Annotated in this window: 23 protein-coding genes and 1 tRNA gene; 12 read left to right on the plus strand and 12 right to left on the minus strand. The window is 70.8% G+C overall.

Translation table 11 applies throughout. The annotated features are described in order from the left end of the window. The first annotated feature begins 23 nt into the window (after positions 1-23). From odhB to lpdA, 3 genes are all read left to right on the plus strand, one after another. A complete protein-coding gene (gene odhB / locus P9K36_RS06080) occupies positions 24-1,352 on the plus strand; it encodes a 2-oxoglutarate dehydrogenase complex dihydrolipoyllysine-residue succinyltransferase (RefSeq protein WP_043354944.1) in 1,329 nt (442 codons plus the stop codon). A gap of 7 nt (positions 1,353-1,359) precedes the next feature. Then, positions 1,360-2,115 (plus strand): SDR family oxidoreductase, encoded by a 756-nt coding sequence (locus P9K36_RS06085; protein ID WP_043354942.1) that lies wholly within the window; start codon positions 1,360-1,362, stop codon positions 2,113-2,115. 67 nt (positions 2,116-2,182) lie between these two features. Continuing rightward, complete coding sequence (lpdA, locus tag P9K36_RS06090; RefSeq protein ID WP_043756043.1) at positions 2,183-3,586, plus strand: dihydrolipoyl dehydrogenase; 1,404 nt, start codon at positions 2,183-2,185, stop codon at positions 3,584-3,586. A 216-nt stretch (positions 3,587-3,802) separates the two neighbouring features. On the opposite strand, the gene P9K36_RS06095 is transcribed toward lpdA, so the two are convergent. Both P9K36_RS06095 and P9K36_RS06100 read right to left on the minus strand, forming a co-directional pair. Continuing rightward, entirely contained in the window at positions 3,803-4,660 is an 858-nt protein-coding gene (locus P9K36_RS06095) for a response regulator (RefSeq protein ID WP_043354938.1), read from the minus strand. Between the two features lie 155 nt (positions 4,661-4,815). Beyond that, a complete protein-coding gene (locus P9K36_RS06100; RefSeq protein ID WP_278306667.1) occupies positions 4,816-5,784 on the minus strand; it encodes a tyrosine recombinase XerC in 969 nt (322 codons plus the stop codon). 113 nt (positions 5,785-5,897) lie between these two features. Here P9K36_RS06100 and ruvC point away from each other — a divergent pair, with 113 nt between their 5' ends. Next, entirely contained in the window at positions 5,898-6,521 is a 624-nt protein-coding gene (ruvC, locus tag P9K36_RS06105; protein WP_043388865.1) for a crossover junction endodeoxyribonuclease RuvC, read from the plus strand. A 17-nt stretch (positions 6,522-6,538) separates the two neighbouring features. On the opposite strand, the gene P9K36_RS06110 is transcribed toward ruvC, so the two are convergent. After that, positions 6,539-6,622: transfer RNA gene (locus tag P9K36_RS06110), tRNA-Tyr, on the minus strand. 301 nt (positions 6,623-6,923) lie between these two features. Between P9K36_RS06110 and P9K36_RS06115 the strand changes: the two genes are divergently transcribed. From P9K36_RS06115 to P9K36_RS06130, 4 genes are all read left to right on the plus strand, one after another. Beyond that, entirely contained in the window at positions 6,924-8,729 is a 1,806-nt protein-coding gene (locus P9K36_RS06115) for a DEAD/DEAH box helicase family protein (RefSeq protein ID WP_278306668.1), read from the plus strand. A 23-nt stretch (positions 8,730-8,752) separates the two neighbouring features. Continuing rightward, positions 8,753-9,076 (plus strand): hypothetical protein, encoded by a 324-nt coding sequence (locus P9K36_RS06120; protein ID WP_278306669.1) that lies wholly within the window; start codon positions 8,753-8,755, stop codon positions 9,074-9,076. A gap of 97 nt (positions 9,077-9,173) precedes the next feature. Then, entirely contained in the window at positions 9,174-9,575 is a 402-nt protein-coding gene (locus P9K36_RS06125) for a DUF3597 domain-containing protein (RefSeq protein WP_043388871.1), read from the plus strand. Positions 9,576-9,929: 354 nt separating this feature from the next. After that, positions 9,930-10,457 carry an ankyrin repeat domain-containing protein gene (locus P9K36_RS06130; protein ID WP_278306670.1) on the plus strand — a complete coding sequence of 176 codons (528 nt, stop codon included), beginning with the start codon at positions 9,930-9,932 and terminating at the stop codon, positions 10,455-10,457. Between the two features lie 148 nt (positions 10,458-10,605). On the opposite strand, the gene P9K36_RS06135 is transcribed toward P9K36_RS06130, so the two are convergent. Together P9K36_RS06135 and P9K36_RS06140 are read right to left on the minus strand one after the other, a co-directional pair. Next, positions 10,606-11,733 carry a polyamine ABC transporter substrate-binding protein gene (locus tag P9K36_RS06135; protein WP_278306671.1) on the minus strand — a complete coding sequence of 376 codons (1,128 nt, stop codon included), beginning with the start codon at positions 11,731-11,733 and terminating at the stop codon, positions 10,606-10,608. After that, complete coding sequence (locus tag P9K36_RS06140) at positions 11,730-12,086, minus strand: RidA family protein (protein WP_278306672.1); 357 nt, start codon at positions 12,084-12,086, stop codon at positions 11,730-11,732. The genes P9K36_RS06135 and P9K36_RS06140 overlap by 4 nt, the downstream gene beginning before the upstream one ends. 182 nt (positions 12,087-12,268) lie before the next feature. Between P9K36_RS06140 and P9K36_RS06145 the strand changes: the two genes are divergently transcribed. Then, complete coding sequence (locus P9K36_RS06145; protein WP_043354988.1) at positions 12,269-12,532, plus strand: GlsB/YeaQ/YmgE family stress response membrane protein; 264 nt, start codon at positions 12,269-12,271, stop codon at positions 12,530-12,532. Between the two features lie 80 nt (positions 12,533-12,612). On the opposite strand, the gene P9K36_RS06150 is transcribed toward P9K36_RS06145, so the two are convergent. From P9K36_RS06150 to rpsO, 3 genes are all read right to left on the minus strand, one after another. Continuing rightward, positions 12,613-12,834: a DUF2892 domain-containing protein gene (locus P9K36_RS06150; RefSeq protein WP_043354986.1), complete on the minus strand. Its 222-nt coding sequence runs from the start codon at positions 12,832-12,834 to the stop codon at positions 12,613-12,615. A gap of 783 nt (positions 12,835-13,617) precedes the next feature. Continuing rightward, on the minus strand, positions 13,618-15,837 hold the full coding sequence (pnp, locus tag P9K36_RS06155; RefSeq protein WP_043388877.1) for a polyribonucleotide nucleotidyltransferase: 2,220 nt from the start codon (positions 15,835-15,837) through the stop codon (positions 13,618-13,620). A 208-nt stretch (positions 15,838-16,045) separates the two neighbouring features. Next, positions 16,046-16,315, minus strand: a complete 270-nt coding sequence (gene rpsO / locus P9K36_RS06160; protein WP_012317943.1) for a 30S ribosomal protein S15 — start codon at positions 16,313-16,315, stop codon at positions 16,046-16,048. A 479-nt stretch (positions 16,316-16,794) separates the two neighbouring features. Here rpsO and P9K36_RS06165 point away from each other — a divergent pair, with 479 nt between their 5' ends. The 3 genes from P9K36_RS06165 (at position 16,795) to P9K36_RS06175 (ending at position 20,983) form a co-directional block, all read left to right on the plus strand. Further along, positions 16,795-18,795, plus strand: coding sequence for a hypothetical protein (locus P9K36_RS06165; protein WP_278306673.1), 2,001 nt, complete (start codon positions 16,795-16,797; stop codon positions 18,793-18,795). Then, positions 18,788-19,462 carry a hypothetical protein gene (locus P9K36_RS06170; RefSeq protein WP_278306674.1) on the plus strand — a complete coding sequence of 225 codons (675 nt, stop codon included), beginning with the start codon at positions 18,788-18,790 and terminating at the stop codon, positions 19,460-19,462. Before P9K36_RS06165 ends, P9K36_RS06170 begins: the two co-directional genes overlap by 8 nt. Positions 19,463-19,579: 117 nt before the next feature. Then, on the plus strand, positions 19,580-20,983 hold the full coding sequence (locus P9K36_RS06175) for an amino acid permease (protein ID WP_278306675.1): 1,404 nt from the start codon (positions 19,580-19,582) through the stop codon (positions 20,981-20,983). On the opposite strand, the gene P9K36_RS06180 is transcribed toward P9K36_RS06175, so the two are convergent. The 4 genes from P9K36_RS06180 to P9K36_RS06195 form a co-directional block, all read right to left on the minus strand. Continuing rightward, positions 20,967-21,377: a flagellar basal body rod C-terminal domain-containing protein gene (locus P9K36_RS06180; protein ID WP_278306676.1), complete on the minus strand. Its 411-nt coding sequence runs from the start codon at positions 21,375-21,377 to the stop codon at positions 20,967-20,969. The two genes, P9K36_RS06175 and P9K36_RS06180, sit on opposite strands and share 17 nt — an antisense overlap. 62 nt (positions 21,378-21,439) lie before the next feature. After that, positions 21,440-22,300 carry a formyltransferase family protein gene (locus tag P9K36_RS06185; protein WP_278306677.1) on the minus strand — a complete coding sequence of 287 codons (861 nt, stop codon included), beginning with the start codon at positions 22,298-22,300 and terminating at the stop codon, positions 21,440-21,442. After that, on the minus strand, positions 22,300-23,067 hold the full coding sequence (locus P9K36_RS06190) for an SDR family NAD(P)-dependent oxidoreductase (RefSeq protein ID WP_278306678.1): 768 nt from the start codon (positions 23,065-23,067) through the stop codon (positions 22,300-22,302). Before P9K36_RS06190 ends, P9K36_RS06185 begins: the two co-directional genes overlap by 1 nt. Positions 23,068-23,176: 109 nt before the next feature. Beyond that, positions 23,177-24,484: a capsular biosynthesis protein gene (locus tag P9K36_RS06195; protein WP_043348864.1), complete on the minus strand. Its 1,308-nt coding sequence runs from the start codon at positions 24,482-24,484 to the stop codon at positions 23,177-23,179. Positions 24,485-24,802: the final 318 nt, after the last annotated feature.

Here is a 24,802-nt window from a genome sequence, read left to right on the forward strand (position 1 = left end):
CCCCCCGCGGGGCAGAAGAGAGCATGGCAACCGACATCCTCGTCCCGACCCTCGGCGAATCCGTGAGCGAGGCCACGATCGGCCGCTGGTTCAAGAAGCCCGGCGACACGGTCGCGGCCGACGAGCCGATCGTCGAGCTCGAGACCGACAAGGTCACCCTGGAGGTCAACGCCCCGGCGGCCGGCGAGCTCGGCGAGATCCTGGTCAAGGATGGGGAGACCGTGGAGCCCGGCGCCCTGCTCGGCTCGATCGTCGAGGCCGGCGCGGCCGGCAGCGGCAAGAAGGCCGCCCCCAAGGAGGCTCCGAAGGAGGCCGCCGAGATCAAAGCCGAGAGCCGGAGCGAGGCCCCGAAGGCCGCCGCCCCCGCGAAGGCCGAAGCGCCCGCCCAGGAATCCTCTGCCGGCTACGGCAACCACGGCGACGCCGCCGCTCCGGCGGCAGCCCAGCAGCGCCCGGTGGGCGACAACGGCCCGGCAGTGGCGAAGCTCGCCCGGGAATCCGGCGTCGACCCGTCGGCGGTCAGTGGCTCCGGCAAGGACGGCCGCGTCACCAAGGGCGACATGCTCGGCGCCATCGCCAAGGGTCCGTCGGCCGCGCCCGCCAAGGAGGCCCGACCGACCCTGCCGCGCGCGCCCTCGGCGCCGGACGACGCCGCGCGCGAGGAACGCGTGCGGATGACGAAGCTGCGCCAGACCATCGCGCGCCGCCTCAAGGACGCGCAGGACACGGCGGCGATGCTGACGACGTTCAACGACGTCGACATGTCGGCCGTGATGGCGATGCGCAGCCAGTACAAGGATATCTTCGAGAAGAAGCACGGCACGAAGCTCGGCTTCATGGGCTTCTTCACCAAGGCGGTGATCGGCGCCCTCAAGGACGTGCCGGCGGTCAACGCCGAGATCGACGGGCAGGACCTCGTCTACAAGAACTACTACCACATCGGCATCGCGGTCGGGACCGATAAGGGGCTCGTCGTGCCGGTGGTGCGCGACGCCGACGACCTGTCGATCGCCGGCATCGAGAAGAAGATCGCGGGCTTCGGCAAGAAGGCCCGCGACGGCAAGCTCTCCATCGAGGAGATGCAGGGCGGCACCTTCACGATCACCAACGGCGGCATCTACGGCTCGCTGATGTCGACGCCGATCCTCAACGCGCCGCAATCGGGCATCCTCGGCATGCACCGCATCGAGGAGCGCCCGGTGGTCCGGGCCGGCAAGATCGAGGCCCGGCCGATGATGTACCTCGCGCTGTCGTACGATCATCGCATCGTCGACGGTAAGGAGGCCGTGACCTTCCTGGTGCGGGTGAAGGAGGCGCTGGAGGATCCGGCGCGGCTCGTGTTGGACCTCTGAGGTCGTCATGTCGGGCGCTGAGAACAGGGTTGCGATCGTCACCGGCGGCAGCCGCGGCATCGGCCGGGCCGTGTCGCTGCTTCTCGCGGAGCGCGGCTACGCGGTCTGCTTGAGCTACGTGTCGGACGCCGCCGCAGCCAAGACCGTGGTGGACGCGATCACCGCCAAGGGCGGCAAGGCGCTCGCCGTGAAGGGCGATGTCGGCAGCGAGGCCGACGTCATCGCGCTGTTCAGGGCGGCCGACGGGCTCGGGCGCCTCGCGGCTTTGGTCAACAATGCCGGCGTCGTCGACGTGAAGTCCGATGTCGCCGACATGACCGAGGGCCGGCTCCAGCGGATGATGACAACCAACGTGGTCGGCAGCTTCCTGTGCGCCCGCGAGGCGGTCCGGCGGATGTCGACCAAGCGCGGCGGGGCAGGGGGCGCCATCGTCAACCTGTCCTCGGTGGCGGCGCGGCTGGGCGGCCCCGGTCAGTTCGTGGATTACGCTGCCTCGAAGGGGGCCATCGACGCGCTGACGATCGGGCTCGCCCGGGAGGTGGCCGCCGAAGGCATCCGGGTCAACGCGGTGGCGCCCGGCATCATCGCCACCGAGATCCATGCCAGCGGCGGCGAGCCGGACCGGGTGGAGCGCCTCGGCCCGGGCGTCCCGATGAAGCGGGCCGGCACCGCCGAGGAAGTGGCCGCACCGATCGTGTGGCTGCTCTCGGAGGAGGCCTCCTACACCACGGGCGCCATCCTCGACGTCGGCGGCGGCCGCTGAGCCTCAGCCCGACCTGACATTCCCTGCCCGTCTCACACGCGGCACGACCGAGCGGAAGCGAAGCCTCATGTCCTACGATCTCGTCGTCATCGGCACCGGTCCCGGCGGCTACGTGTGCGCCATCCGCGCGGCGCAGCTCGGCCTGCGGACCGCCGTGGTCGAGAAGCGCGCGACCCATGGCGGCACCTGCCTCAATGTCGGCTGCATCCCGTCGAAGGCCCTGCTGCACGCCTCCGAGGCGTTCGAGGAGGCCAACACGCATTTCGCCGATCTCGGCATCGATGTCGGCACACCGAAGCTCGACCTGAAGAAGATGATGGCCTTCAAGGCCGAGGGCGTGGCGGGCAACACCAAAGGCGTCGAGTTCCTGCTCAAGAAGAACAAGGTCGAGACCTTCCACGGCACCGGCCGGATCGCGGGTGCCGGCCGGGTCGAGGTCGTGTCCGAGGATGGCGGCAACCAGATGCTCGAGACCAAGAGCATCGTCATCGCCACCGGCTCGGACGTGGCACGGCTGCCCGGCGTCACCATCGACGAGAAGGTGGTGGTCTCCTCGACCGGCGCCCTGGAGCTCGACCGGGTGCCGAAGAAGCTCCTGGTCATCGGCGCCGGCGTGATCGGTCTGGAGCTGGGCTCCGTCTGGCGCCGGCTCGGCTCCGAGGTCACCGTGGTCGAGTATCTCGACCGGGTGCTGCCCGGCATGGACGGAGAGGTCGGCAAGCAGTTCCAGCGGATCCTGACCAAGCAGGGCATCGCCTTCAAGCTGTCCACCAAGGTGACCGGCGTCGAGGTCGGCAAGAAGGGCGGCGCAACCGTCACCGTGGAGCCGGCCGCGGGCGGCGCGGCGGAAACGCTCCAGGCGGACGCGGTCCTCGTCTGCATCGGCCGGGTCCCCTACACGGAGGGCCTGGGCCTCGACACGGTGGGCGTCCAGCGGGACGACAAGGGCCGGATCCTCACGGACTCGCACTATGCCACCAACGTCACCGGCATCTACGCCATCGGTGACGTGATTGCCGGCCCGATGCTGGCCCACAAGGCCGAGGACGAGGGCGTCGCGGTGGCCGAGATGCTGGCCGGCCAGTCCGGCCACGTGAATTACGGCGTGATCCCGAACGTGGTCTACACGTTCCCGGAGGTCGCCTCGGTGGGCAAGACCGAGGAGGAGTTGAAGAAGGACGGCGTCGCCTACAACGCCGGCAAGTTCCCCTTCACGGCCAACGGCCGGGCCAAGGCGAACGGCACCACGGACGGCTTCGTGAAGGTGCTGGCCGACGCCCAGACCGACCGGGTGCTGGGCGTGCACATCGTCGGCGCGGATGCCGGCAACCTGATCGCCGAGGCGGCGGTGGCGATGGAGTTCGGTGCCTCCTCGGAGGACATCGCCCGGACCTGCCACGCGCATCCGACGCTGACCGAGGCCGTCAAGGAAGCCGCCCTGGCGGTGAGCAAGCGCGCGATCCACGTCTGAGTGGCGGGCGGACGCACGAGCGTCCATCCGCAGGGGGGCTGGGACAAAAGGGGCGGCTCACCGAACTGCCCCTTGTCCTGAGTCGCCGGAGCGCAGCGCAGACCATGAGGCAGGGCGCCGGAGACCGTCGCGCTCCCCGAAGCCCTCCTTCGAGGCCCGCTTCGCGGGCACCTCAGAAAGAGGCTGGGAGATCGCGGCCGCCTGCCGGCGGCGGGATCAGGCGATCTTGCGCCGGGAGTTCGGCAGGTCGGCGATCCGCAGGAGGGCACTCGGTGCGGGCGGCGCCGTCAGGGCGTTGAGCAGGTAGGGCCTGCGCAGGCCCAGGGCGTTGTGCAAGGCGAGGTCGATGTCGCGGGCGTAGAACGGCATTCGCAGGACCGCATCGACGCCGAAGTAGCGGCCGGCCTGGGCGACGGGCTCCAGCTCGGACGTCGTCAACAGTGTGATCCGGGTCGGAAGGCTGAGGGGCTGGATCTGGCAGGCCAGTTCGAGCCCGTCGATGCCACCGAGCTTCACGTCGATGAAGGCGAAGTCGTAGGCGGCAAACTTCAGCTGCCTGAGGGCGTGGCGTCCGTCATCCGTCTCGTCGAGGTCGATGGCGAAGCCGCTGCGCGCCACGACGCGGCTGATGGCCGAGCGCCCCGCCGGGGTCGAGCAGGCGAGCAGAGCCCGGGTCGGGGCGCGGCGCCGGGCATCGGCGTGGAGCAGCTGCTCGATATGGCCTGGATCGAGGGGGGTCTTCAGGACCTCGTAGGCCCCGAGGCTGGTGGCGATCTCCTGCCAGTGCGGCAGGACGCGGGTGGCGACCAGAACCAGACAGGGCGGCTCCGCACCCGCGCGACGCGCCACGGCGACGGCTTCGGGCCCGCTCAGGTCGTCAAGCTGAAGCCCGACGAAGGCCAGAGTCGGGCGGTGACGCAGCAGGATGTCGCAGAGCGCCTGACCGGAGGTCGCCTCGTCGATCACAGCGCGTGGATCGAAGCGCAGGACGATCTCTCGCAGGGAGAGGCGCCGGCCCGGATCGCAATCCGCGATCACGACACGTGCCGGCGCCCCTCCGTCCTCAAGCTCCATGACGCCCGCCCAAGCCGATCCGAATGTTCATGCTCATAGTGGCTGAAGATCGTGACGAAGCTCTTAAAAAGTGCGGTTGTGCAATGAGCCGATCGGATGACGCGTCTATAGATGATGTTGAACAGCCCCGAAGTCGAAACTTCCAGCACTCTTGATCAGCGACCCGCCCGGGGATGGGCCGCCGCGTAGGCGCTCATGAGACGGGCGGCATCGACCTGGGTGTAGAGCTGAGTGGTGGACAGGGAGGCGTGGCCGAGGAGTTCCTGGATCGCGCGCAATTCACCCTGGCGGGCCAGCAGATGGGTGGCGAAGGAGTGCCGCAGGGCGTGCGGCGTGGCGCTGTCGGGCAGGCCGAGGGCTCCCCGCGCGCGGGCCACCGTATACTGGATGATCCGCGGCGACAGGCCCCCCCCGCGCGCGCCGACGAAGAGCGGCCCCTCCGGCGGCAGCGGCAGCGGGCAGGCGGCGAGGTAGTCGGCCACGGCCTGCGCCACCACGGGCAGGATCGGCACCATGCGCTGCTTGCCGCCCTTGCCGAGCACGGTGACCTGGTCGACCCCGGGCAGGGGCGCGTCGCGGCGAGTCAGTCCGAGGGCCTCGGAGATGCGCAGGCCTGCGCCGTAGAGCAGCGCCAGCACGGCGGCATCCCGGGCGAGAACCCAGGGCGCGCGTTCCTCGCCGGCGCGAATCGCCGTGTCGGTCAACGCCACGGCGGCGCTGACGGGCAGGGGTCGCGGAAGCCGCCGCGGAACCTTGGGCGAGCGCACGCCGCCCAGGGCCGAGACGGTGCCGAAGCCCTCGCGTTCGAGGAAGCGTGCGAAGGAGCGCAGGCCCGCGAGCATGCGCATCAGCGAGCGCCCGGAGACCTCCTCGGCCCGGCGCGCCGCCATGAAGGCGCGGATGTCCCGCACCTTCAAGCCGACGAGCATCGGGATGGTCGGCGTGCTTTGCCGCGACGCGAGGTGGTGGAGAAACTGACGGAGGTCACGCCCGTAAGCCTCGACGGTGTTGGGCGACATTCGCCGCTCGCGGGCCAGCCCCTCGATCCAGGCCTGGACGGCCGCGCGGAGGCGGGCATCGCCCGGAAACAGCAGCCGATCGCCTTCGGTTTCGTGCGCGCTCATGGTGCCACTCGACCGGATCATCCTTGCTGGGAGCTTAAGACCCTGCCTTGGTGAAACCGGGTGTTCACGATACGTACGGCAGCCTCGGGCCGTTCACCGAGCCGTGGAGCCCCATGACAACCCCCATCCGCATCCTCGGCATCGATCCCGGCCTGCGCCGCACCGGCTGGGGCCTGATCACCGCGCAGGGCACGAAGCTCACCTACGGCGATTGCGGCGTCGTGACCTCGGACGGCGACCTGCCGCTGGCCCTGCGCCTGCGCGAGCTGTTCGAGGGGATCAGCCGCATCGTCGAGACCGTGCGGCCCGACGAGGTCGCCGTGGAGGAGACCTTCGTCAACAAGGACGCGCAGGCGACGCTCAAGCTGGGTCACGCCCGGGCGATGGCGCTGGTGGTGCCGGCCCTCGCCGGCCTGCCCGTGTTCGAATACGCCGCGAACCTGATCAAGAAGACCGTGGCGGGCTCCGGTCACGCCGAGAAGGTACAGATCCAGGCGATGGTGCGCTTCCTCCTGCCGAAGGCCGAGTTCCGCGTGGCGGACGCCGCCGACGCGCTGGCCATCGCGATCACCCATGCCAGCCATCGGGACGCCCACGCCCTTCGGCAGGCGCATCTGCCGAAGGGCAAGCGCCGCACGCTCACCGGCCAGGCGGCCGCGGGACAGGGGCTCGAAGGGAAGGGATTCTCCGCCGCCGCAGCCGCGCGCATCGAGGCCGCATTGGCGAAACAGGGCTGACGGGATCGGGAAGAACTTGGTGGGGGAAGTAGGACTCGAACCTACGAAGCTTACGCAGCGGATTTACAGTCCGCCCCCTTTGCCGCTCGGGACATTCCCCCAAGGCAGGTTTCTCACCCGCGGCGCCCTTATGGTGAGGGGGCGGCCGGGTGTCAACGCTTATGGTGAGCTGATCCGCGTTGGCGCGTGCGGCAACCGTGGAGAGCGGTGCGGTTTCGATCGATCGCACCGCGCGAGCGCCTCCCTGTCCGCCCCTCCGGGACGGGGACGAAAACGCGAACGTTCCGCGACTCCAGGGATTCACAAAGGAATCCGGATCGGCCACGGTGCGCGGATGTCATCCTGCTTCGCCAGTCCTTGACCCGCCCCGCCCCGTCTCTGCGGTCCCACCAGCGCACGCTGATGGCCCTGGTCGCGGCCATGGCGCGCGGCGAGGCGGCCCATGTCCGGAAGATCCTGGCCGCGGTGACGCCGGGCGGCGGCAAGTCGCTGCTGCCGGTGATCGCCGCGCACGGGCTGATCGCCGCCGGGCTCGTCGAACGCGTGGTCTGGGTGGTGCCGCGGGATTCCCTGCGATTGCAGGCGGAGGAGGCTTTCGCCGACCCACTCTGGCGCGCCGCGTTCGGGCACGCTCTCAGCGTGCGGGCGGCGGACAACGAGCGCGACCCGGCGCGGGGTCTGGCCGGCTACGTCACCACCTATCAGGCGGTCGCCGCCGCCCCGGCGCTCCACCTCGCGGAAGCCCGGGCGCACCGGACCCTGCTGGTCGTCGATGAGGTCCATCACCTGCCGGTGCCCGGACGGCCCGGCGCCGACGAGAACGCCGCCGAGGACGCGGAAGCGGGGGCGTGGTCCCGCGCGATGCTGCCCGTCATGGAGGCAGCGACCGTTCGCCTCTACCTGTCCGGGACGCTGGAGCGCGCGGACGGGCGACGCATCCTCGGCCTGCCCTATCAGCCCGCCGCGCCCGGCCGCGGGCCGGATCTCGACCTCGACGCGCCCGGCCTCGCGGTGATCGGCTATTCGCGGGCCCAGGCGCTGGCCGAGCGGGCGGTGCTGCCGGTGACCTTCGGCGCCATCGACGGCGAGGCCAGCTGGCTGGAGGGCGGCCGGATCGCCGGCGACAGTCCGCGGGTCGGCCCGCACCGGCTGGGTGCGGGCTCGGTCCGGATCACCACCCGGCCGGCCCTGTTCACCGCCCTGCGGACCGGCTTCGCCCGCGACCTGCTGAGCGAGGCCTTCTTCGCCACGAAGCGCCTGCGTGCCCGGCGCCGGGCCGAGCGGGATCTCCCGCCCGGCGAGCCGGCCCGGGGGCTCGGCAAGCTCCTCGTGGTGGCGCCCGATCAGGCGAGCGCGCGGGCCTACCTCGCCACCCTGCGGGACTGGATGCCGGCCGGGCAGGGCGAGCGCGACGTCCGGCTCGCGACCTCCGGCCAGGGCGACGCCCACGCGGCGCTCGCCGCGTTCCGGCTCACGCCGGAACCGGCCGTGCTGGTGACGGTGGCCATGGCGTATGAGGGCCTCGACGCCCCCGAGGTCGCGGTGGTCGCAGCGCTGACCCATATCCGCTCGCGGCCCTGGCTGGAGCAAATGCTCGCCCGGGCCACCCGGGTCGATCCGCATGCGGGCTCCTACGACGGGCAGCAGGCCCTGATCTTCCACCCCGACGACCCGCTCTTCGCCCGGTTCCGCCTGGAACTGGAGACCGAGCAGGGCAGCAGCGTGCGGCCGCCCCGCGAGCGGCCGGCGAGCGCCATCGTGCCCGAGCGGACCCGCTGGCGCGACGACGAGCCGGCCGGGATCACGCCCCTGGAGAGCAACGCGATCGGGCTGCGCTACGCCCTGCTGCGCCCCCGCCTGCCCGAGCCTGTCCCCACGACACCCGCGCCCGAACCGCCGTCCATCACCGAGCGGACCCTGCGCCAGCGGCTCGCCGCCGCGGTGGCGGCCCAGGCGGTCGAGGACGAGACGTCCCTGCGGGTGCCCCGCGGCGGCAACCTCGCCCACCGGTACAACGCCGTGCTCAAGCGCGTCCTCGGCAAGGGGCGTGCGACCATGACCCTGCCCGAGTTGGAGGCGGCCTTGTCCTGGCTTGAACGCAACCGCCTCGCCGACCATCTCGACTGCCTCGACGGCGATGCCCGCTACGCGTGGTCCGCCCGCCAGCGCCGCGGCCGCTGGCTGCCGGAGCGCGCCGCCGGCCGCTGAACCGGCACGGGAGGGAGAGAGCCGTGACCGAGAGCCTGCCCGCCGCCTTCACCGCGACACTCTCGGCGCCCGAGCCGCCGCCCGGCTGGCCCGCACCGCTCGCCGCGCTCTGGTGGCTCGCCCACGATCCGTCCGGACCCGCCTCCGACGCCTGGGACCGGGCCCACCGCCTCGTTCAGGACGCCGCCGGGCCCGATGCCGCCTGGGTGCACGCCCATCTCCACCGGATCGAGGGCGATGACGGCAATGCGCACTACTGGTACGGCCGCGCCGGCCAACCGGGCCCGCATGGCACGCTCCTGCAGGAGCGGGCCGCGCTCGTCGGCGCCCTCTTTAAGCCGATCTGATCGCCCGGCCCCCGCCGAGTCTCGGAACGCCCGGCCTCACAGCCAGTTGAATGGCCGCCCGGTGCGGAGATCGGGCCTCGATCATCGGAGCGGATCCATGAGCCTTCTCGGCAGCATCGTCAGCAAAATCCTCCATCCGTTCGGCGGGGGTAGCGCGGACGCGGCCCCCGCCCCCTCCGGCGGCACGACCGGCACGAGCGCCCCGTCCACCCCGTCGGCCCCCGGCACCGCCGGCGGCGAACCCGTGGACGTCGCGGCGGTCCTCACCGGCCTCGCCGAGAAGAACCCGCAGAAGCTCGACTGGCGTCACTCGATCGTCGACCTGATGAAGCTGCTGGGCCTCGATTCCGGTCTCGCCTCGCGCAAGCAGCTCGCCGACGAGCTGCACTACACCGGCGACAAGGACGATTCGGCCAGCATGAACATCTGGCTGCACAAGCAGGTCATGCAGAAGCTCGCCGAGAACGGCGGCAAGGTCCCGGACGATCTGAAGCACTAGATCGCCCGTTTCATCTTACCTGAGCATCGCCGCGGGCGGCCTGTGACGGCCGCCCGCGGCACTGTCCCGGACGATGCGGAGGGAAGACGCGAGGCTGCCGAGCGCCTGCGCTTGTCCCCGGCAGCGGGCCTTGCAGGGGCCCTGTCCTTTCCGATCACATGGATCGCGTCACACAGCGCCGAATCACGGGGCGCCGGGGAGCGATCGGTCGTGTCCATACCGATGGGGCATCACAGGGACCCGTTCCGAGGGCTGCACCTCGCGCCCATCGCCGCCGCCGTCGCCCGCGGCGATCTCGCCGGCATCGCCGCGCTGGCCCCGGGCGTGAACCTGTCCGACCGCGGCGACCAGAACATGACCCTCCTCGAATGGGCAATCTGGAACGGGCAGCCGCGCGCATTGTCCGCGCTTCTCGAGGCCGGCGCCGACCCGTCCGAACCGGGCCTCGACCAAGAGACCGTCATGCACATGGCCGCGATGGTCGAGGATCCGCACTATCTGGAGATTCTGCTGCGGCACGGCGCGCCGGTCGATCCCGTGAGCGTGCCCCGTCACTGGACGCCCCTGTTCCGTGCAGTCCAGAATCGCCGGGAGGCACAGATTGCGTCGCTGCTGCAGGCCGGCGCGGATCCGAACCGGGTCGATGACACCGGCAATTCCCTGCTCCATCTGGCAGCGCAGGTCGGTGCGGCCAACCCGTGGGTGCTGAGGCTGCTTCAGGCCGGCCTCGACCCGACGCTGCGCAATGCACAGCAGAAGACATTCCAGCCGTATTTCTTCACGACGCCCGATCATCTGCTGAACGATGCCGCGCGGCAGACCCGCTCCGCCGTCCGCACCTGGCTGATCAATCACGACATCCCGCTGGACGAGGCGCGCTGACGGGGCATCCACAGGGTCCGACGCGTCAGCGCAGCCCAGGCATGCCCGGGCCGGCCACGCCCCATCCGTCCGATCCGCCGCGAAGCCCCAGCGGGACATCGCATCGGCGGGGGGCCGAGAGGCACACGCCCCCCCCGGCTCTCGCCCGTCAGCGCCCGGTGCGGACCCGGGTCCAGAGCCGGGTGACGAAGCGCTGGGTGCGGTCGTCCCAGGCGGTGTTGATCGACAGGCGCTGCATCGTCGCCTCGTCCGGGTAGATGCCGGTATTGTTCAGGATCTCGGGCTTCACGAATTTCTTCGCCGCGAGGTTGCCGCTGGCATAGGACACGAAGTTGGTGTTGGCCGCCGCCACATCGGGCCGCATCATGTAGTCGATGAAGGCCAGGGCTTCGGCCGGGTGGGCGGCATCCTTCGGGATCGCGAAGGTGTCGAACCACATCAGCGCACCCTCTTTCGGCACCACGTAGGCGATGTCGATCCCGTTCTTGGCCTCTTCGGCCCGGCGCTTGGCCTGCATGATGTCGCCGGAATAGCCCACCGCCAGGCAGATATCGCCGTTGGCCAGCGCCTGGATGTATTCCGACGAGTGGAATTTCCGCACGGCGCCGCGCACCTTGTAGAGGGCGTCGGTCACCAGCGTCAGGTCGTCCCAGCGCTTCGAATCCGCCTTGGCGCCGAAGACCGGGAGCAGGCTGGGGATCAGATCCTCGGGACTGTCGAGCATCATGATCCCGCACTCCTTCAGCTTGTTCGCCGAAGCGGGATTGAGGACGACGCTCCAAGAGTTCAGCGACGCATTGGGACCCAGCCGCTCGCGGACGGCGGCGACGTTGTAGCCGATGCCGGTCGTGCCCCACATGTAGTCGACGGCATAGGTGTTGCCGGGGTCGTAGGCCGCCAGCCGGCTGGTGACCTCCGGCCAGAGATTGCCGAGGTTCTTGAGCTTGGACTTGTCCAGCGGCAGGAAGGCGCCGGCCCGGATCAGCCGCTGCAGGTAGGGCCCCGACGGCACGACGATGTCGTAGCCGGACCGGCCGGCGAGCAGCTTGGTCTCCAGGATCTCGTTGTTGTCGTAGGTGTCGTAGACGACCTTGATGCCGGTCTCGCGGGTGAAGGCCTCAAGCACCTTCGGGTCGATGTAATCCGACCAATTGTAGATGTTGACGACCCGCTCCTCGGCGGCCGGGGCCGGCCGCACGAGGGGCAGGGCCGCCAGGACGCCTCCCAGCAGGGCGGCCGCGGCGGCCGCCAGCACCGAGCGACGGCGGCCGCTCATCGGCTCTTCGCGGCCACGATCACGATCTCCACGAGGTACTCGGGCGCCGCGAGCTTGGCCTCGACGGTGGCGCGCGCCGGCGGGTGCTCCGGGGAGACCCAGGCATCCCACGCGGCGTTCATCTCCGCGAAGGTGGCGATGTCGGCGAGGTAGATCGTGGCCGCGAGGATGCGCGCCTTGTCGCTGCCGGCGGCGGCCAGGAGACGGTCGATCTCCGACAGGATCTGCTGGGTCTGGATCGTCACCCCGGTGCCGACCGTGTCGGACGCGACCTGACCGGCGAGATAGACCATGTCGCCGAAGACGACGGCCTGCGACATCCGCTTGCCCGGCTCGATCCGCTGAATGTCCATACCCGCCTCCACAACCTTGAGAACCGGCGTATCTGCCGTCGCACCCACCCGGCCGTAAAGGGCCACACACGCACGCACCGCTGGAACACGCGGAAAATCGTCACCGCGGGGCAGGGTGCGGGCAACCGTCGCGGGTCTCGAAGCGTTCTGCCGCCATCGACAGTCATGCTTTGGGGTTTGTTATGGGTATCCTCTGGACCATCATCATCGGTTTCCTCGCGGGCGTCATCGCCAAGTTTCTCATGCCGGGACCGAATGAGCCGGCGGGCTTCATCCTCACGACGATCCTCGGCATCGTCGGCGCCTTCGTGGCGACGTTCCTCGGCCAGGCCGTGGGCTGGTACGGGCCGAACCAGGGAGCGGGCTTCATCGGCGCCATCGTGGGAGCCGTGGTGGTTCTGTTCATCTACGGCATGATCGCCGGCCGCCGCACCACCACCTACTGATCCTTCCGGCCGACCCGGAAACGATGAGGGGCGCCCCGCGGGGCGCCCCTTTTTCTTTGTCGTCCGATCGGCCTGCGCGCTCAGAAGTGCTCGGAGGCGGCCTTCACGGCGCAGTGGCCGGTCGCGCCACGCACCGCCAGGCCGACGCCGACGACGAGCGCCAGCAGGCTCAGAAGCTTGTTGGGCCGCGGCTGCGCGGCCACGGCCGCGATCCCGAGTCCGAGAGCCACCGAGACAGCGCGCTCGGTGGTGGAGATGTTCGGCTCCCCGCTGAAGATGTCGTGCATCATGTCGTTGGCCATGGACGGATCCCTGTTGTGAAGGTCGCCGGTCGAACGCGGGCGCGCCGGCTGCGTTCCCTTCGCCGTCGGACGGGGCGGCCGCGGATGCCGCCAGACCCGTCGCGCAGGGTGTCGGACGCGGCGGCGATCCTGGTCCTCGCTTACGCTTCCGGTGTTCCAGCGCGGCGCCCTAGCGCTACGCCGGCCCGTGACCCGCCGCGGCGAGGCTGCGGGTGCTCGACGACGCCGTGGACGCGCCGCCGGGCCGGAGACTCCGCGGGCCGTGCTGCGGCACCTCGCGGAGGCCGCGCATGCGTGTCCTCCGGACTGGGTGATCGCCCTCGCGGAGCACCGGTCGCCGTCGATCAGGCCTCTTACACATCGAAGGCGCAGGGCCTGTATCCGCCGTTTGGCCTTCGGCTGGCGCCCTTGTCCGCGTGGATCGCGCAGACGCGCGATGTCCTGAAACCCGGAACGGCTTGGGCCGTCGCCCCACTCGCGAGATGACGAGCGACGGGCGCTGATCGCCAAGACGGGCCATGCGCAGGCGTGGCAGCGACGTCCGCTTCGGTGCGTGTACAGCCGGGACGTGAACCGTCGCGAAGCCACCCATCGCAGCCCCCATGCGGTCGAACCGGGCAGGCTCCATTCAAGTGCGCGTCGCCGCGCCCGCGATGAGGGAGGGGGCACCGCTCCGGGCGGAGGCGGGGCGATGCGCCATGAAAAAGGGCGCGGCCCCGAAGGACCGCGCCCATCTGAACCATCCCGCGCCGGCCGAAGCCCGCACGGGGTGCGTCCCCGCGCTTACTCGCCCGCCTCGCGGCGGCGCTCGCCGCGGTGGCGGCCGCCCTCGCGGGGCTCGCGGGACTCGCCGTCCCGCTCGCCGCGGCTGGAATCGCGCTCGGCCTTCACCTTCTCGGTGATGTCCTCGCCGGTCTGCTGATCGACGACCTTCATGGACAGGCGGATCTTGCCGCGGTCGTCCTGACCGAGGAACTTCACCTTGACCTTGTCGCCCTCCTTGACGACGTCCTGCACCTTGGCGACCCGCTGGGCGGCGAGTTCCGAGATGTGGACGAGGCCGTCCTTGGCGCCGAAGAAGTTCACGAAGGCACCGAACTCCATGCACTTCACGATCGTGCCGTCGTAGATCACGCCGACCTCCGGCTCCGCCACGATCGAGCGGATCCAGTTGTAGGCCGCCTTGATCGCCTTGCCGTCGGCCGAGGCGATCTTGACGATGCCGGTATCCTCGATGTTGATCTTGGCGCCGGTCTTCTCGACGATCTCGCGGATCACCTTGCCGCCGGTGCCGATCACGTCGCGGATCTTGTCGGTCGGGATCTGCATCGTCTCGATGCGCGGCGCGTACTCACCGAGCTCCGGACGGGCAGCGGTCAGGGCCTTGGCCATCTCGGCCAGGATGTGGGCGCGCCCGTCCTTCGCCTGGTCGAGGGCGACCCGCATGATCTCCTCGGTGATGCCGGCGATCTTGATGTCCATCTGGAGCGAGGTCACGCCCTCGTCCGTGCCGGCCACCTTGAAGTCCATGTCGCCGAGGTGATCCTCGTCGCCCAGGATGTCAGACAGGACCGCGAAGCGCTCACCCTCGAGGATGAGGCCCATGGCGATGCCGGCCACGGGACGGCGCAGGGGCACGCCCGCATCCATCAGCGACAGCGAGCCGCCGCAGACCGAGGCCATCGAGGACGAGCCGTTCGACTCGGTGATCTCCGACACGACGCGGATCGTGTAGGGGAACTCGTGGGCCGGCGGCAGGACCGGGCGGATCGCCCGCCACGCCAGCTTGCCGTGGCCGATCTCGCGACGGCCGGGGGAGCCCATCCGGCCGGTCTCGCCGACGGAATAGGGAGGGAAGTTGTAGTGAAGCAGGAAGCGCTCCTTGTAGGTGCCTTCCAGCGAGTCGATGAACTGCTCGTCCTCACCGGTGCCGAGCGTGGCGACCACGAGGGCCTGGGTCTCGCCGCGGGTGAACAGCGACGAGCCGTGGGCGCGGGGCAGGACGCCGACCTCGGAGACGATCGGGCGGACCGTCTTCAGGTCACGGCCGTCGATGCGCGAGCCGGTGTCGAGCACGTTCCAGCGCACGACCTTCGACTGGGCTTCCTTGAAGGCGGCCTTGACCTTCTCGGCCGGGAACTTCTCGGCACCCTCGGGGCAGAGGGCGGCCATCACCTTCGCCTTCACGGCGTCGACGGCGGCGTAGCGCTCCTGCTTGACGGTCTTGGTGTAGGCGGCGCGCAGCTCCGTCTCGCAGATCTCCAGGACCGCCTTCTCGACGTCGGCGTTCTCGGGAGCCTTGAAGTCGCGCGGCTCCTTGGCGGCCTTCTCGGCCAGGCGGATGATCGCCTCGATCACCGGCTGGAAATGCTTGTGGCCGAACATCACGGCGCCGAGCATCACGTCCTCGGAGAGCTCCTTAGCCTCCGACTCGACCATCAGCACCGCGTCCTGCGTGCCGGCGACGACGAGATCGAGGCTGGATTCCTCCTTGGTCTCGGTGACCAGCGGGTTCAGCCGGTAGCCGCCGTTGATGTAGCCGACGCGGGCGCCGCCGATCGGGCCCATGAACGGGACGCCCGACAGGGTCAGGGCCGCGGAAGCCGCCACCATGGCGACGATGTCGGGATCGTTCTCGAGGTCGTGGGTCAGGACGGTGACGACGACCTGCGTGTCGTTGCGCCAGCCCTCGACGAAGAGCGGACGGATCGGGCGGTCGATCAGGCGGGAGACCAGGGTCTCCTTCTCGGAGGGACGGCCCTCGCGCTTGAAGTAGCCGCCGGGGATGCGGCCGGCCGCGTAGGCCCGCTCCTGGTAGTTCACGGTGAGCGGCATGAAGTCGATGCCGGGCTTGGGCTCCTTCGTGGCGACCACGGTGGCGAGCACCGAGGTCTCGCCGTAGGTGGCGACCACGGCGCCGTCGGCCTGACGGGCGACCTTGCCGGTCTCGAGGACGAGCTTGCGGTCGCCCCACATCAGCTCTTCGCGTTGAACGTCGAACATTCTTGATCTCTTCCTTGCCTGCGACGGGCCTGGCCCGGCGCCGCCCGGGGGCAAGACGGCGCGACACTTCCCGCTGAAGTGTCGTGCGATCCTGCCCCGATGCCGGCGCCTCGAAGCGGCCCGTTTGTCGGGAGGCCGGACCCATTCCGGCAGCCCGCGATGGTGAAACGCGGCCCCGGGCCGGGCCCGGAACCGCGCGAAACGCGCCTTAGCGGCGGATGCCGAGACGCTCGATGAGGGCGCGGTAGCGGGCCTCGTCCTTGCGCTTGACGTAGTCGAGCAGCGAGCGGCGCTGCGAGACCAGCTTCAGGAGGCCGCGGCGGGAATGGTTGTCCTTGCCGTGGGTCTTGAAGTGGCCGGTCAGGTTGGTGATCCGCTCGGTGAGGATCGCCACCTGGACCTCGGGGGACCCGGTGTCCTTGGCGTCCTTGCGGTGTTCCTTGATGAGCGCGGTCTTGCGCTCTGCCGTGATCGACATCGCATGCCTTTCGGGTTGTGCTGGTCGGATGCGGCGCCCCGTTCGGGCGCGCGCGGGCTCGGCGTTCGGCCGGTGCCGGGATGTCGTCCAGCACGGTCACAGCGCCAAGCGGCTCAAGCCCCGCCCGGTAACCCGGGTCGAGGCCGCGCGATCCATACACGAAATCGGCAATTATGCCAGCCCTCGGCGAAGCGGTCGCGACTGGACCGTTCTCGCGGCGACCCGCTTGCCGGCCCCGCCGGGCCGGGCCGGGTCGTGCCAAGCCGCGGCCCGCTGGCGCAGCACCCGTTCGGGAATGGGCGTCGGGCTCGCGACGCCCTCGCGCGCCCGGCCGGGACAGGCGGAACGCTCGCGGAACCGGCCCCGATCCCGCGCAAGGACAGGGCGCGAAGCCGCCGCACCAAGGGGCCCCGGATTTCCCAAGGGAACGGTTAACGCGTGCATGGTAGCCGAGCCGGAGCACGAAACGCGGCCCGGCGATGAACGGCACCCTCTCGGATGCGTGCGGCGTCGTGGTGGCGACGCTGCTCGGCATCCCCCTCGTCCTCCTGCCGGGCTACGCCCTGGGCAGGCTGACCGGCATCCTCGGCTTCCGTGCGCTCGCGGCCGGCGACCGCCTGCTGTGCGGGGCGCTCCTCGGGATCGGGCTCCTGCCCGCCCTCGACAGCCTGGTGATCCAGGCAGCGGGCGTCCCGGCTGCGGCACTGGCGAATGGCGTGTTGGGACTCGCCGCGCTGCTTCCGGCCCTGCGAAGCCTGCGGACGTCCCTCAACCGGGCGGTCCTGGCGCTCGCCGCACTCTGGCTCGGCGTCGTGGCCTATGCGCTGATCGACATCGACACCGGCACCGCCCTCTATCAGCCCGTGACGGTCATCGACCTCGTCAAGCACGCGGCCCTCACACGGGCGATCGTCGCGCATGGGCTTCCGCCCGTGGATCCCTTCTTCGCCCGGCCCGATCGGGCGGGCTACTACTATGAGTTCTATACGCTGACCGCGCTGGTCGACGGGGTCGGAGGGCGCCTCGTCGACGGGCGCACCGCCTTCGCGGGGCTGGCCTTCTGGACCGGTCTCGCGCTCCTCGGCCTGCTGGACCGGCTCCTGGCCGCGACCGGCCTCCTGGGAGACGCCGCGCCCCGGCTCGTCCGCCGCGCGGTGCTGTTGTTGCTGCCGGCGGGCGGCCTCGACATCCTGCTGGTCCTCGCCGATCGGGCCGCGTCCGGGACCTGGCTGCCGATTCCCGAATGGGTGAACGAGCAGGTCCTCAACTGGCCCGCCTCCCTGGTCTGGGTGCCGCACCACGTGGCCGGCGCCCTGGCCGGATGGCTCGGCCTCCTGGCGCTGGCCGAGGTGGCCGACCGCACGCAGCCGAGTCGGCATACGGAAGCCGTGGCGATCGGTGTCGCGGGCCTGGCCTTCGCGGCCTGCGCGGGCCTGTCGGTCTGGGTCTGTCTCGGCACGGCGACCGCCGCGGGGATCTGGCTGGTGCTGCTGGGCCTGGAGCGCCGCTGGCGCGCCGCGGCCCGGTTGGCGGTCGCCGGCCTGCTCAGCGCCGCGCTGGCCGCGCCCTGCCTGCTGAGCATCCTGGCGAACCGGACCGATGGTGGCTCGCCGATCCGATTCGCGATCCGGCGATTCGGGCCCCTCGACGGGCTCGTCGACGAGCCGGCCCTGAGCGCGCTCCGGATCGTCCTGCTGCCGCTGAACTACTACGTGGCGCTGGGCGTCTTCGCCGCCGGGACGCTGCTGTTCTGGCGGCTCGTCCCGCGCCGTGAAGCGCATGCCCGGGAGGCGGGACGGTTGCTCACCCTCTGCGCAGCGGCCAGCCTGCTCCTCGGCGGCTTCCTCCGCTCGGCGATCCTCAACAACGACCTCGGTGCCCGCGTGGTCCTGCTGGCGCAGGTCGCGGCCCTCGTCTGGACCGTCGTGGCCCTGAGCCGCCTGGTCGAGGCGCGGCGACTCCGGTTCCCCGGCCTGCTCGCCACGCTGTTGATCCTCGGATACGCGACGACCCTCTACGGCTTCGTCGGGATGCGCGCCTATTCCGCCTCCGACCGGCCCGCCTTCGCCCGCTTGGCCGGCCGTCCCGACATCGACCGGGCGCTGCGCGCGGCCTATGCCTGGGCCGGCCTGCACCTGCCTCGGGATCTGGTGCTGCAGCAATCACCGGTGCCGCGGCGGGTGTTCGATTTCGGCCTCTACGGGCTCCAGCCGACGGGAGTGGCCGACGCAGAGGCGCGGCTGTTCGGCGCCCCGCCCGAGGCCGTAGCGTCCCGGCTCGCCGATGTCGCGCCGATCTTCCGCGACCGCCTGGACGGTCGCGAGGTGCGCCGCCGGGCCGAAACGGCCGGGATCGGCGCCCTGGTCGTCACCGCGCAGGATGCCCCCTGGAGCAGCCCGGATTCCTGGGTCTGGCGGCACCGTGCGGTCTATGCCGATCCGCTCGTCCGGATCCTGCGGGTCGAGGATCTTCATGACTGACGCCGGCTCCAGGCCCCCCGCAGGCCAGCGCGCCGGACAGGTCGTGCGCTGGCTCTGCGCCCAGGCGCTGCTTCAGGCCGGCGCCGTCGCCCTCGGCCTCGGCTGCTTCGTGCTGCTGTTCCAGACGGATCTCTGGTCCGGCGTGACCATCCTGTTCTACCGCGGCCTGATCCTGCTGGGCGTGGCCTTCCTGCTGACCCTGGCGGCGACGGCGGCGCTGGCCGGCCTCGGCCGGCCCTGGGGGCTGCGCCGCCGGGACGCCCTCGGCGCCTGCGTCCTGTCGCTGGCCCTCAACCTGAGCGCCTTCGTGATCCTGCCGGTGACGGTCGACCGCTCGATCAGCGTGTTCCTGCTCGGCCAGATGGCGGCCCATCCCGAGGAGCGCTTCACCCCGGAGCGGGCGCGGACGGTGTTCGAGACGGTCTATCTCGGCGCCTTCCGGCAGATGGAGCGGCGCCTGTCCGAGCAGCAGGCCTCGGGCAACGTCGCGCAGACGGCCGACGGCTACGTCATCACCCCCCAGGGCCGCGCCTTCATCCGCTTCTGCGGCCTCGTGGCCCGGGCATTCCGGACCGACACCCGGATGATCGACGCCGCAGCGTCCGCCCCGTCTGCCGCGCGCGATCCGGGAGCGCCCGACGGGTCCGCGGGCGTGGTGCCGCGATAGGCTGGTCCGCCAACGACAGGACTTGGACCGGACCGGATTTGGTCACGCCTCCGGGGAGGCCGGCATCCCGGCATGGACTGTGCCAGATGACCATCCGGGCGAGGGAGAAGGGACGCGATGGCGGATCCCGCGATGACCAGGAATGAGCGTGCGGATGCCGGGGAGGGGCGTGAGCTCGCCCGGAGCCTCACCGCTCCGGGCCTCGTCGCCATCGGCCTCGGCGCCACGATCGGCGCCGGCATCTTCGTGCTGACCGGAACGGCGGCGGCGCAGTATGCGGGTCCCGCGCTCAGCCTCTCCTTCGTGATCGGCGGCATCGCCTGCGGCTTGGTCGGCCTGTGCTACGCCGAATTGGCCGCCATGATCCCGGAGGCGGGATCCACCTACACCTACACCCGCGCCAGCCTCGGCCGCCTCCCGGCCTGGATCATCGGCTGGGACCTCGTCCTCGAATTCGCCGTGGCGGCGGCGACCGTGGCGGTCGGCTGGTCCGGCTACGCGCAATCCCTCGCGGCGGAGTTCGGTCTGCATCTGCCGCCGGCTTTGGCCAGGGCCCCCGGCGATGGCGGGCTCGTCAACCTGCCGGCCGTCGGCATCGTGCTGCTGCTCAGCGCGCTCCTGATGCGCGCGACGAAGCAGGCTTCCCTGGTCAACGGGCTGCTGGTCGCCTGCAAGGTCGCGATCATCCTGGCCTTCGTGGGCGTCGGCGCGGCCCATCTCCGGCCCGAACTCTGGCACCCCTTCATGCCCGAGAATACCGGCGCCTTCGGCGCCTATGGCTGGAGCGGCGTGTTCCGCGGCGCCGCGGTGGTGTTCTTCGCCTTCGTGGGCTTCGAGACCGTGGCGACGGCCGCGGGCGAGTGCCGGGCGCCGCAGCGCGACGCGCCGGTCGGCCTGATCGGATCGCTCCTGATCACCACGATCCTGTACGTGGCCATGGCGGCCGTCCTCACCGGCCTCGTGCCCTATCGCGATCTGAACGTTGCCGACCCGGTGGCGAAGGCGGTGGACGTGATCGGCCTGTCGGGGTTCTCGACCGTGATCAAGGTCGGCGCCCTGATCGGCCTGACGACCTCGGCGCTGACCGCCCTCTACGGACAGAGCCGGATCTTCTTCGCCATCGCCCGGGACGGACTCCTCCCGGAGATCTTCTGCCGGGTCCATCCGGTCACGCGGGTGCCCGTGGCGAGCCAGCTCGTCATCGGCGTGTTCACCGCTGGTGTCGCGGGGCTCGTGCCCATCGACGTGCTCGGCGAGATCGTCAGCATCGGCACGCTCCTGGCCTTCTGCCTCGTCTGCGCCACGGTGCTGATCCTGCGCCGCACCGCCCCGGACCGGGCGCGTCCGTTCCGCGTGCCGGCGGTGACGCTCACGGCGGGGCTCGGGATCCTGTCCTGCGTGACGCTGATGGCCGCCCTTCCGGCCGACACCTGGATCCGCCTCGCGATCTGGCTGGCGATCGGCCTCGCGATCTACGCCGGCTACGGCCGGCGGCACGCCCGGTTCAGCCGATCAGGTTGATCGTGGCCTGCGTGAGCGTTTTGATCGACGACGAGGCGTTGAGGCTGAGCTCGTAGTTCCGGATCACCCGCTGCAGGTCGGCCGATTCCACCGCGATGTTCACGTTCGGCAGGCGGACATAGCCCTGGAGGTCGGCACCGGGATTGGTCGGGTCGTAGCGGCTGCGGAAGCCGGTGGTGTCGCGGACGATCCGGCCGACCGGGTCTCCGGGGGCGTCGGCGACCACGGGGGCGAACACCGCGATCTTGCGCGCATAGGGGGCGCCGCCGGGGGTGGTCGGGACCGAATCGGCGTTGGCGAGGTTCTCGGAGATCGCGCGGATCCGCCCGCTCTGCATCTGCCGGCCGGCGGCCAGCGCGCTGGAGGCCGAGTGGAGGGCGCTGGAATCCGGCATGCGCGGGCCCTGTCGACGGCGAGGATCTGACCGAATCCTTGCCGAACAGCCTTAACCCGCGGTTAAGACGCCCGGGCGGAGAGGCTCAGCGCCTCGCGGAGATCCTGCCCATCCGTCAGACGCAGCCCGCGGCGGCGCAGGGCGGCCAGCATCGCGCGGTCCGGGAATGGGCAGTAGGGCAGCACCGGCACAGTCTGCCCCTCGGGCAGGCTACCGGTCCGGTCGATCGTGTCGAGCAGCCCGTCCAGCATGCCGCGCCCGTGGGCATGCAGCGCCACGGCGGCCCGGGTGGCGGTGGTGCCGTCGGGCAGCGGTACGGCTTCCTGGGCGAGGATCGCCCCGGTATCGATCGCGGCCGCCAGCCGGTGCAGGGTCATGCCGAAGCTGCCGGGGCCCTCGGCGAGGGCGTGGATCGTCGGCACCGGACCGCGGTGGCGCGGCAGCAGGCCGGGATGTCCGTTGATGCCGCCGAGCCGCGCCAGCCCGATCGTCTCGGGCTTGAGGATCTGGTCGAAATGGTAGGTGAGGATCAGGTCCGGCGCCGTGTCCCGCAGGGTCCGCGCGACCTCGGGACCGTTGACGTCGTCGACCGTCACGGTCGGGATGCCCATGCGGCGGCACAGGGTCTTGAGCGGTGTCGCCTCCGGCGCGTCGCCGCTTCCGGACGCCGCCTGGGTCAGGGGCGCCAGGGGGCGCAGCAGGTCCGGCAGGCCGAAATTGACCGCCAGATACGGCAGGATCCCAGTGCCCGAGCGCGCGAGGTGTCGCCGGATCTGGCCCGTGAGGCCGCCGCTCGAGGGCCGCTCGGCATTGGAGAGGCCCACGAACGCGATGTCGGCCCGGTAATCGGCGACGAGCCGGCGCACCACGCGGGCGTTCGGCAGCGCCTCCAGGGCGAACAGCGCGATCCGGGGCCGCGCCATCAGCGCCGCTTCCGGCGCTGGAATCGGAAGGCGTAGAGGCCGGCCTTGCGGACGTTCTCCGGCAGGAGCAGCACGGTGCGGGCGAGCGCCGTGAGGATGAAGGGGAAGGCGATCACGTCGCGGTTGGCCACGATGCCCTTGGCGATGCGCACGGCGGCCGCCTCGGCACTGATCTCGAGGGGGCGCCAGCCCTTCAACTCGCCGCCCATCGGCGTCTTCACGTAGCCGGGCGTGACGACGTTGACCTTCACGCCCCGGGGCGCGACCTTCTGGCGCAGGGCGAGGCCGTGGGCGACGAGCGCCGCCTTGGCGCCGCTATAGGCCGGCGCGTCCTGAAGCGGCGCGTAGGCCGCCAGCGACGACAGCAGCACGATCTGACCGCGCCCGCGCTCCAGCATCCGCGTCAAAGCGGGCAGCATCACGTTGAGCGAGCCGGTGTAGTTGATGTCCGCGGTCTCGAAGGCGACGTCCTCGGCCTCCACCTGCCCCTCTTGATTGCCGCCGTTCACCGCCGCATTGGCGATGACGAGGTCGAGGGGCGCCTCCGTGTCCGACTGCCGCACGAGCGCCACCGTGGCGGCCCGGTCGCGGGTGTCGAGGCGGGCGGTCTCGGCGGTGGCGCCGCTGGCACGGCAGTCGCGGGCGACCGCCTCCAGGCGTTCGGCGTTGCGTCCGACGAGGACGAGGCTCACGCCGGGTTGCGCGTAGTGGCGCGCCAGCGCGGCGCCGATGCCGCTCGACGCGCCGGTGATCAGAATGCGGGGCATGGGGCGGGTTACGCCGCCGCGCATGGAAAGATCAAGGTCGCGAAAGACTCACCGGCGGCGAAAGCCGCATCAAAGGCCGCCGAATGACGACGGGTCGGCGGCCGGCCGGTCAGTAGACCGGCGCGAGTTCGCCGTCCCGCTCGGCCGCCTCGACGACCGCCCGCGCCGCCGCCAGCATCGAATCGGGCAGGGCCGATTCCATCCGCGGAACCGAGCCGGCCACGGCCCGGTCGATCGCTTCCTTGGAAAAGAAGCCGCCATTGACCTGGGTCCGGTGCAGGACGACGCGGCGGAAATCCGCCATCAGGTCCATTTCCGGCGGCGTCGGGCTCTTCCAGAAGCTGTCGAGATCGCCCTGATGGGTCAGGCCGGCCATGTTGTAGATCGCGGTGCCGACCGCGTGGGTCGGACAGCCCATCTCTAGGGACAGCATCCCCACCGTCGAATTGACGATGACCACGCCGCGGGCGCTCTTGATCAGGGCCGGGAGGTCGCCGCCGTCGATGAAGTCCAGCCGATCGCTGACGCCGTGGCGGCGGGCCGAAGCGCGGGCGAACTTGCGCCAGTTGATCAGGCCGCTGTCGAGCGGGTGCAGCTTCACCAGGAGCCGGGTCGGCGCCGAGGAGCCGTCCGCGAAAGACTTGATCACCCGGTCCATGAAGCCCTCGACGCCGAGGAACGGCGAGTGGACCCGGATCTGGTAGTCGCTGTCGAGCTGGAGCGGCAGCAGGAAGTAGTCGCAGCCGACCGCGCGGTAAATCTCGTCGCAGCGCGCCGCCTCGCGGCGGGTATGGGCGCGGCGGGCGAACTTCTTGACCCAGCCGGCATACTCGGCGGCGATATGGGTCGGCCGATGGCTGCGGAAATGCGGGAAGAGGTAGGGGAACAGGACGTTGGCGAGGTTGTAACCGACGTCCCAGACGCTGCGGCGGGCCATGTCGCCGGTCGAGGGCATCGCCCGGCCGGGCTGCGGCAGGCGCCGCGCCAGAGCCCGGATCTCGGCGGCCGTCCGGGGGAGGGACGAGAAGCCGTTCACGCCGCCGAGTTCGCAGGTGATCCAGTTCGGCCGGATATAGCCTTCCTCGAACACATGCACCCGCAGGCCGCGATACTCGGCGATCATGCGGGCGGCCTTGTGGAACGGCCGGCAATCGCCGAACAGAACGATGTCGGTCACGGTTTCGCGGTCGAGATAGGCCTCGAGATACTCGCCCCAGGCCTCGCGGCGACCCCGGTAATTGTCGGCGTCGCCGCTCCAGAACAGCCAGTCGCCGGGGCAGAGATTGATGCGCCGGACAGTGTGTCCCCGTGCGCGCAGCGCCTTTCCGAGGTCGGAGAAGAACGGCGTCGCGATGCCCTGCAGGAAGAGGAAGGTCGCGGGGCGGTCGCGAGGGACGTCGAGGGCGGGCTGTTGCATTCCGCGGCGCTTCTGTCCTTGACCCAGGGCCGGATGAACCGAACCGACGAGAGACTCTTGAGGTGGCACGGCGCCCGGCGGGCCCGCAATCCGAAGCCATGCCGCGGCATGGCATTTCCGCGCCTGCGTGGCCCGTCTGCAACGGTCGCACGCCTGCGGCTCGGCCTTCGGATTAGGCGGGCAATCGCGGCGACGATATGTCCAAATCCTTTCCAGGACGTGGCGACGGCGACGCGCGCTCAGGTTGTCCCCGCGTTGCACCACATCCCAGGCCGACGAAAATGCGCTACAGGCGGGCCCAGCACCTCACCCGACCGG

The sequence above is a fragment of the Methylobacterium sp. 391_Methyba4 genome, assembly GCF_029691625.1.
Lineage (GTDB): Bacteria > Pseudomonadota > Alphaproteobacteria > Rhizobiales > Beijerinckiaceae > Methylobacterium > Methylobacterium fujisawaense.

Coding starts and splice junctions, on each gene's coding strand:
- odhB (WP_043354944.1), top strand. CDS start 24: ATGGCAACCGACATCCTCGTCCCGACCCTCGGCGAATCCGTGAGCGAG.
- P9K36_RS06085 (WP_043354942.1), top strand. CDS start 1,360: ATGTCGGGCGCTGAGAACAGGGTTGCGATCGTCACCGGCGGCAGCCGC.
- lpdA (WP_043756043.1), top strand. CDS start 2,183: ATGTCCTACGATCTCGTCGTCATCGGCACCGGTCCCGGCGGCTACGTG.
- P9K36_RS06095 (WP_043354938.1), bottom strand. CDS start 4,660: ATGGAGCTTGAGGACGGAGGGGCGCCGGCACGTGTCGTGATCGCGGAT.
- P9K36_RS06100 (WP_278306667.1), bottom strand. CDS start 5,784: ATGAGCGCGCACGAAACCGAAGGCGATCGGCTGCTGTTTCCGGGCGAT.
- ruvC (WP_043388865.1), top strand. CDS start 5,898: ATGACAACCCCCATCCGCATCCTCGGCATCGATCCCGGCCTGCGCCGC.
- P9K36_RS06115 (WP_278306668.1), top strand. CDS start 6,924: ATGGCCCTGGTCGCGGCCATGGCGCGCGGCGAGGCGGCCCATGTCCGG.
- P9K36_RS06125 (WP_043388871.1), top strand. CDS start 9,174: ATGAGCCTTCTCGGCAGCATCGTCAGCAAAATCCTCCATCCGTTCGGC.
- P9K36_RS06130 (WP_278306670.1), top strand. CDS start 9,930: ATGACCCTCCTCGAATGGGCAATCTGGAACGGGCAGCCGCGCGCATTG.
- P9K36_RS06135 (WP_278306671.1), bottom strand. CDS start 11,733: ATGAGCGGCCGCCGTCGCTCGGTGCTGGCGGCCGCCGCGGCCGCCCTG.
- P9K36_RS06140 (WP_278306672.1), bottom strand. CDS start 12,086: ATGGACATTCAGCGGATCGAGCCGGGCAAGCGGATGTCGCAGGCCGTC.
- P9K36_RS06145 (WP_043354988.1), top strand. CDS start 12,269: ATGGGTATCCTCTGGACCATCATCATCGGTTTCCTCGCGGGCGTCATC.
- P9K36_RS06150 (WP_043354986.1), bottom strand. CDS start 12,834: ATGGCCAACGACATGATGCACGACATCTTCAGCGGGGAGCCGAACATC.
- pnp (WP_043388877.1), bottom strand. CDS start 15,837: ATGTTCGACGTTCAACGCGAAGAGCTGATGTGGGGCGACCGCAAGCTC.
- rpsO (WP_012317943.1), bottom strand. CDS start 16,315: ATGTCGATCACGGCAGAGCGCAAGACCGCGCTCATCAAGGAACACCGC.
- P9K36_RS06165 (WP_278306673.1), top strand. CDS start 16,795: ATGAACGGCACCCTCTCGGATGCGTGCGGCGTCGTGGTGGCGACGCTG.
- P9K36_RS06170 (WP_278306674.1), top strand. CDS start 18,788: ATGACTGACGCCGGCTCCAGGCCCCCCGCAGGCCAGCGCGCCGGACAG.
- P9K36_RS06175 (WP_278306675.1), top strand. CDS start 19,580: ATGGCGGATCCCGCGATGACCAGGAATGAGCGTGCGGATGCCGGGGAG.
- P9K36_RS06180 (WP_278306676.1), bottom strand. CDS start 21,377: ATGCCGGATTCCAGCGCCCTCCACTCGGCCTCCAGCGCGCTGGCCGCC.
- P9K36_RS06185 (WP_278306677.1), bottom strand. CDS start 22,300: ATGGCGCGGCCCCGGATCGCGCTGTTCGCCCTGGAGGCGCTGCCGAAC.
- P9K36_RS06190 (WP_278306678.1), bottom strand. CDS start 23,067: ATGCCCCGCATTCTGATCACCGGCGCGTCGAGCGGCATCGGCGCCGCG.
- P9K36_RS06195 (WP_043348864.1), bottom strand. CDS start 24,484: ATGCAACAGCCCGCCCTCGACGTCCCTCGCGACCGCCCCGCGACCTTC.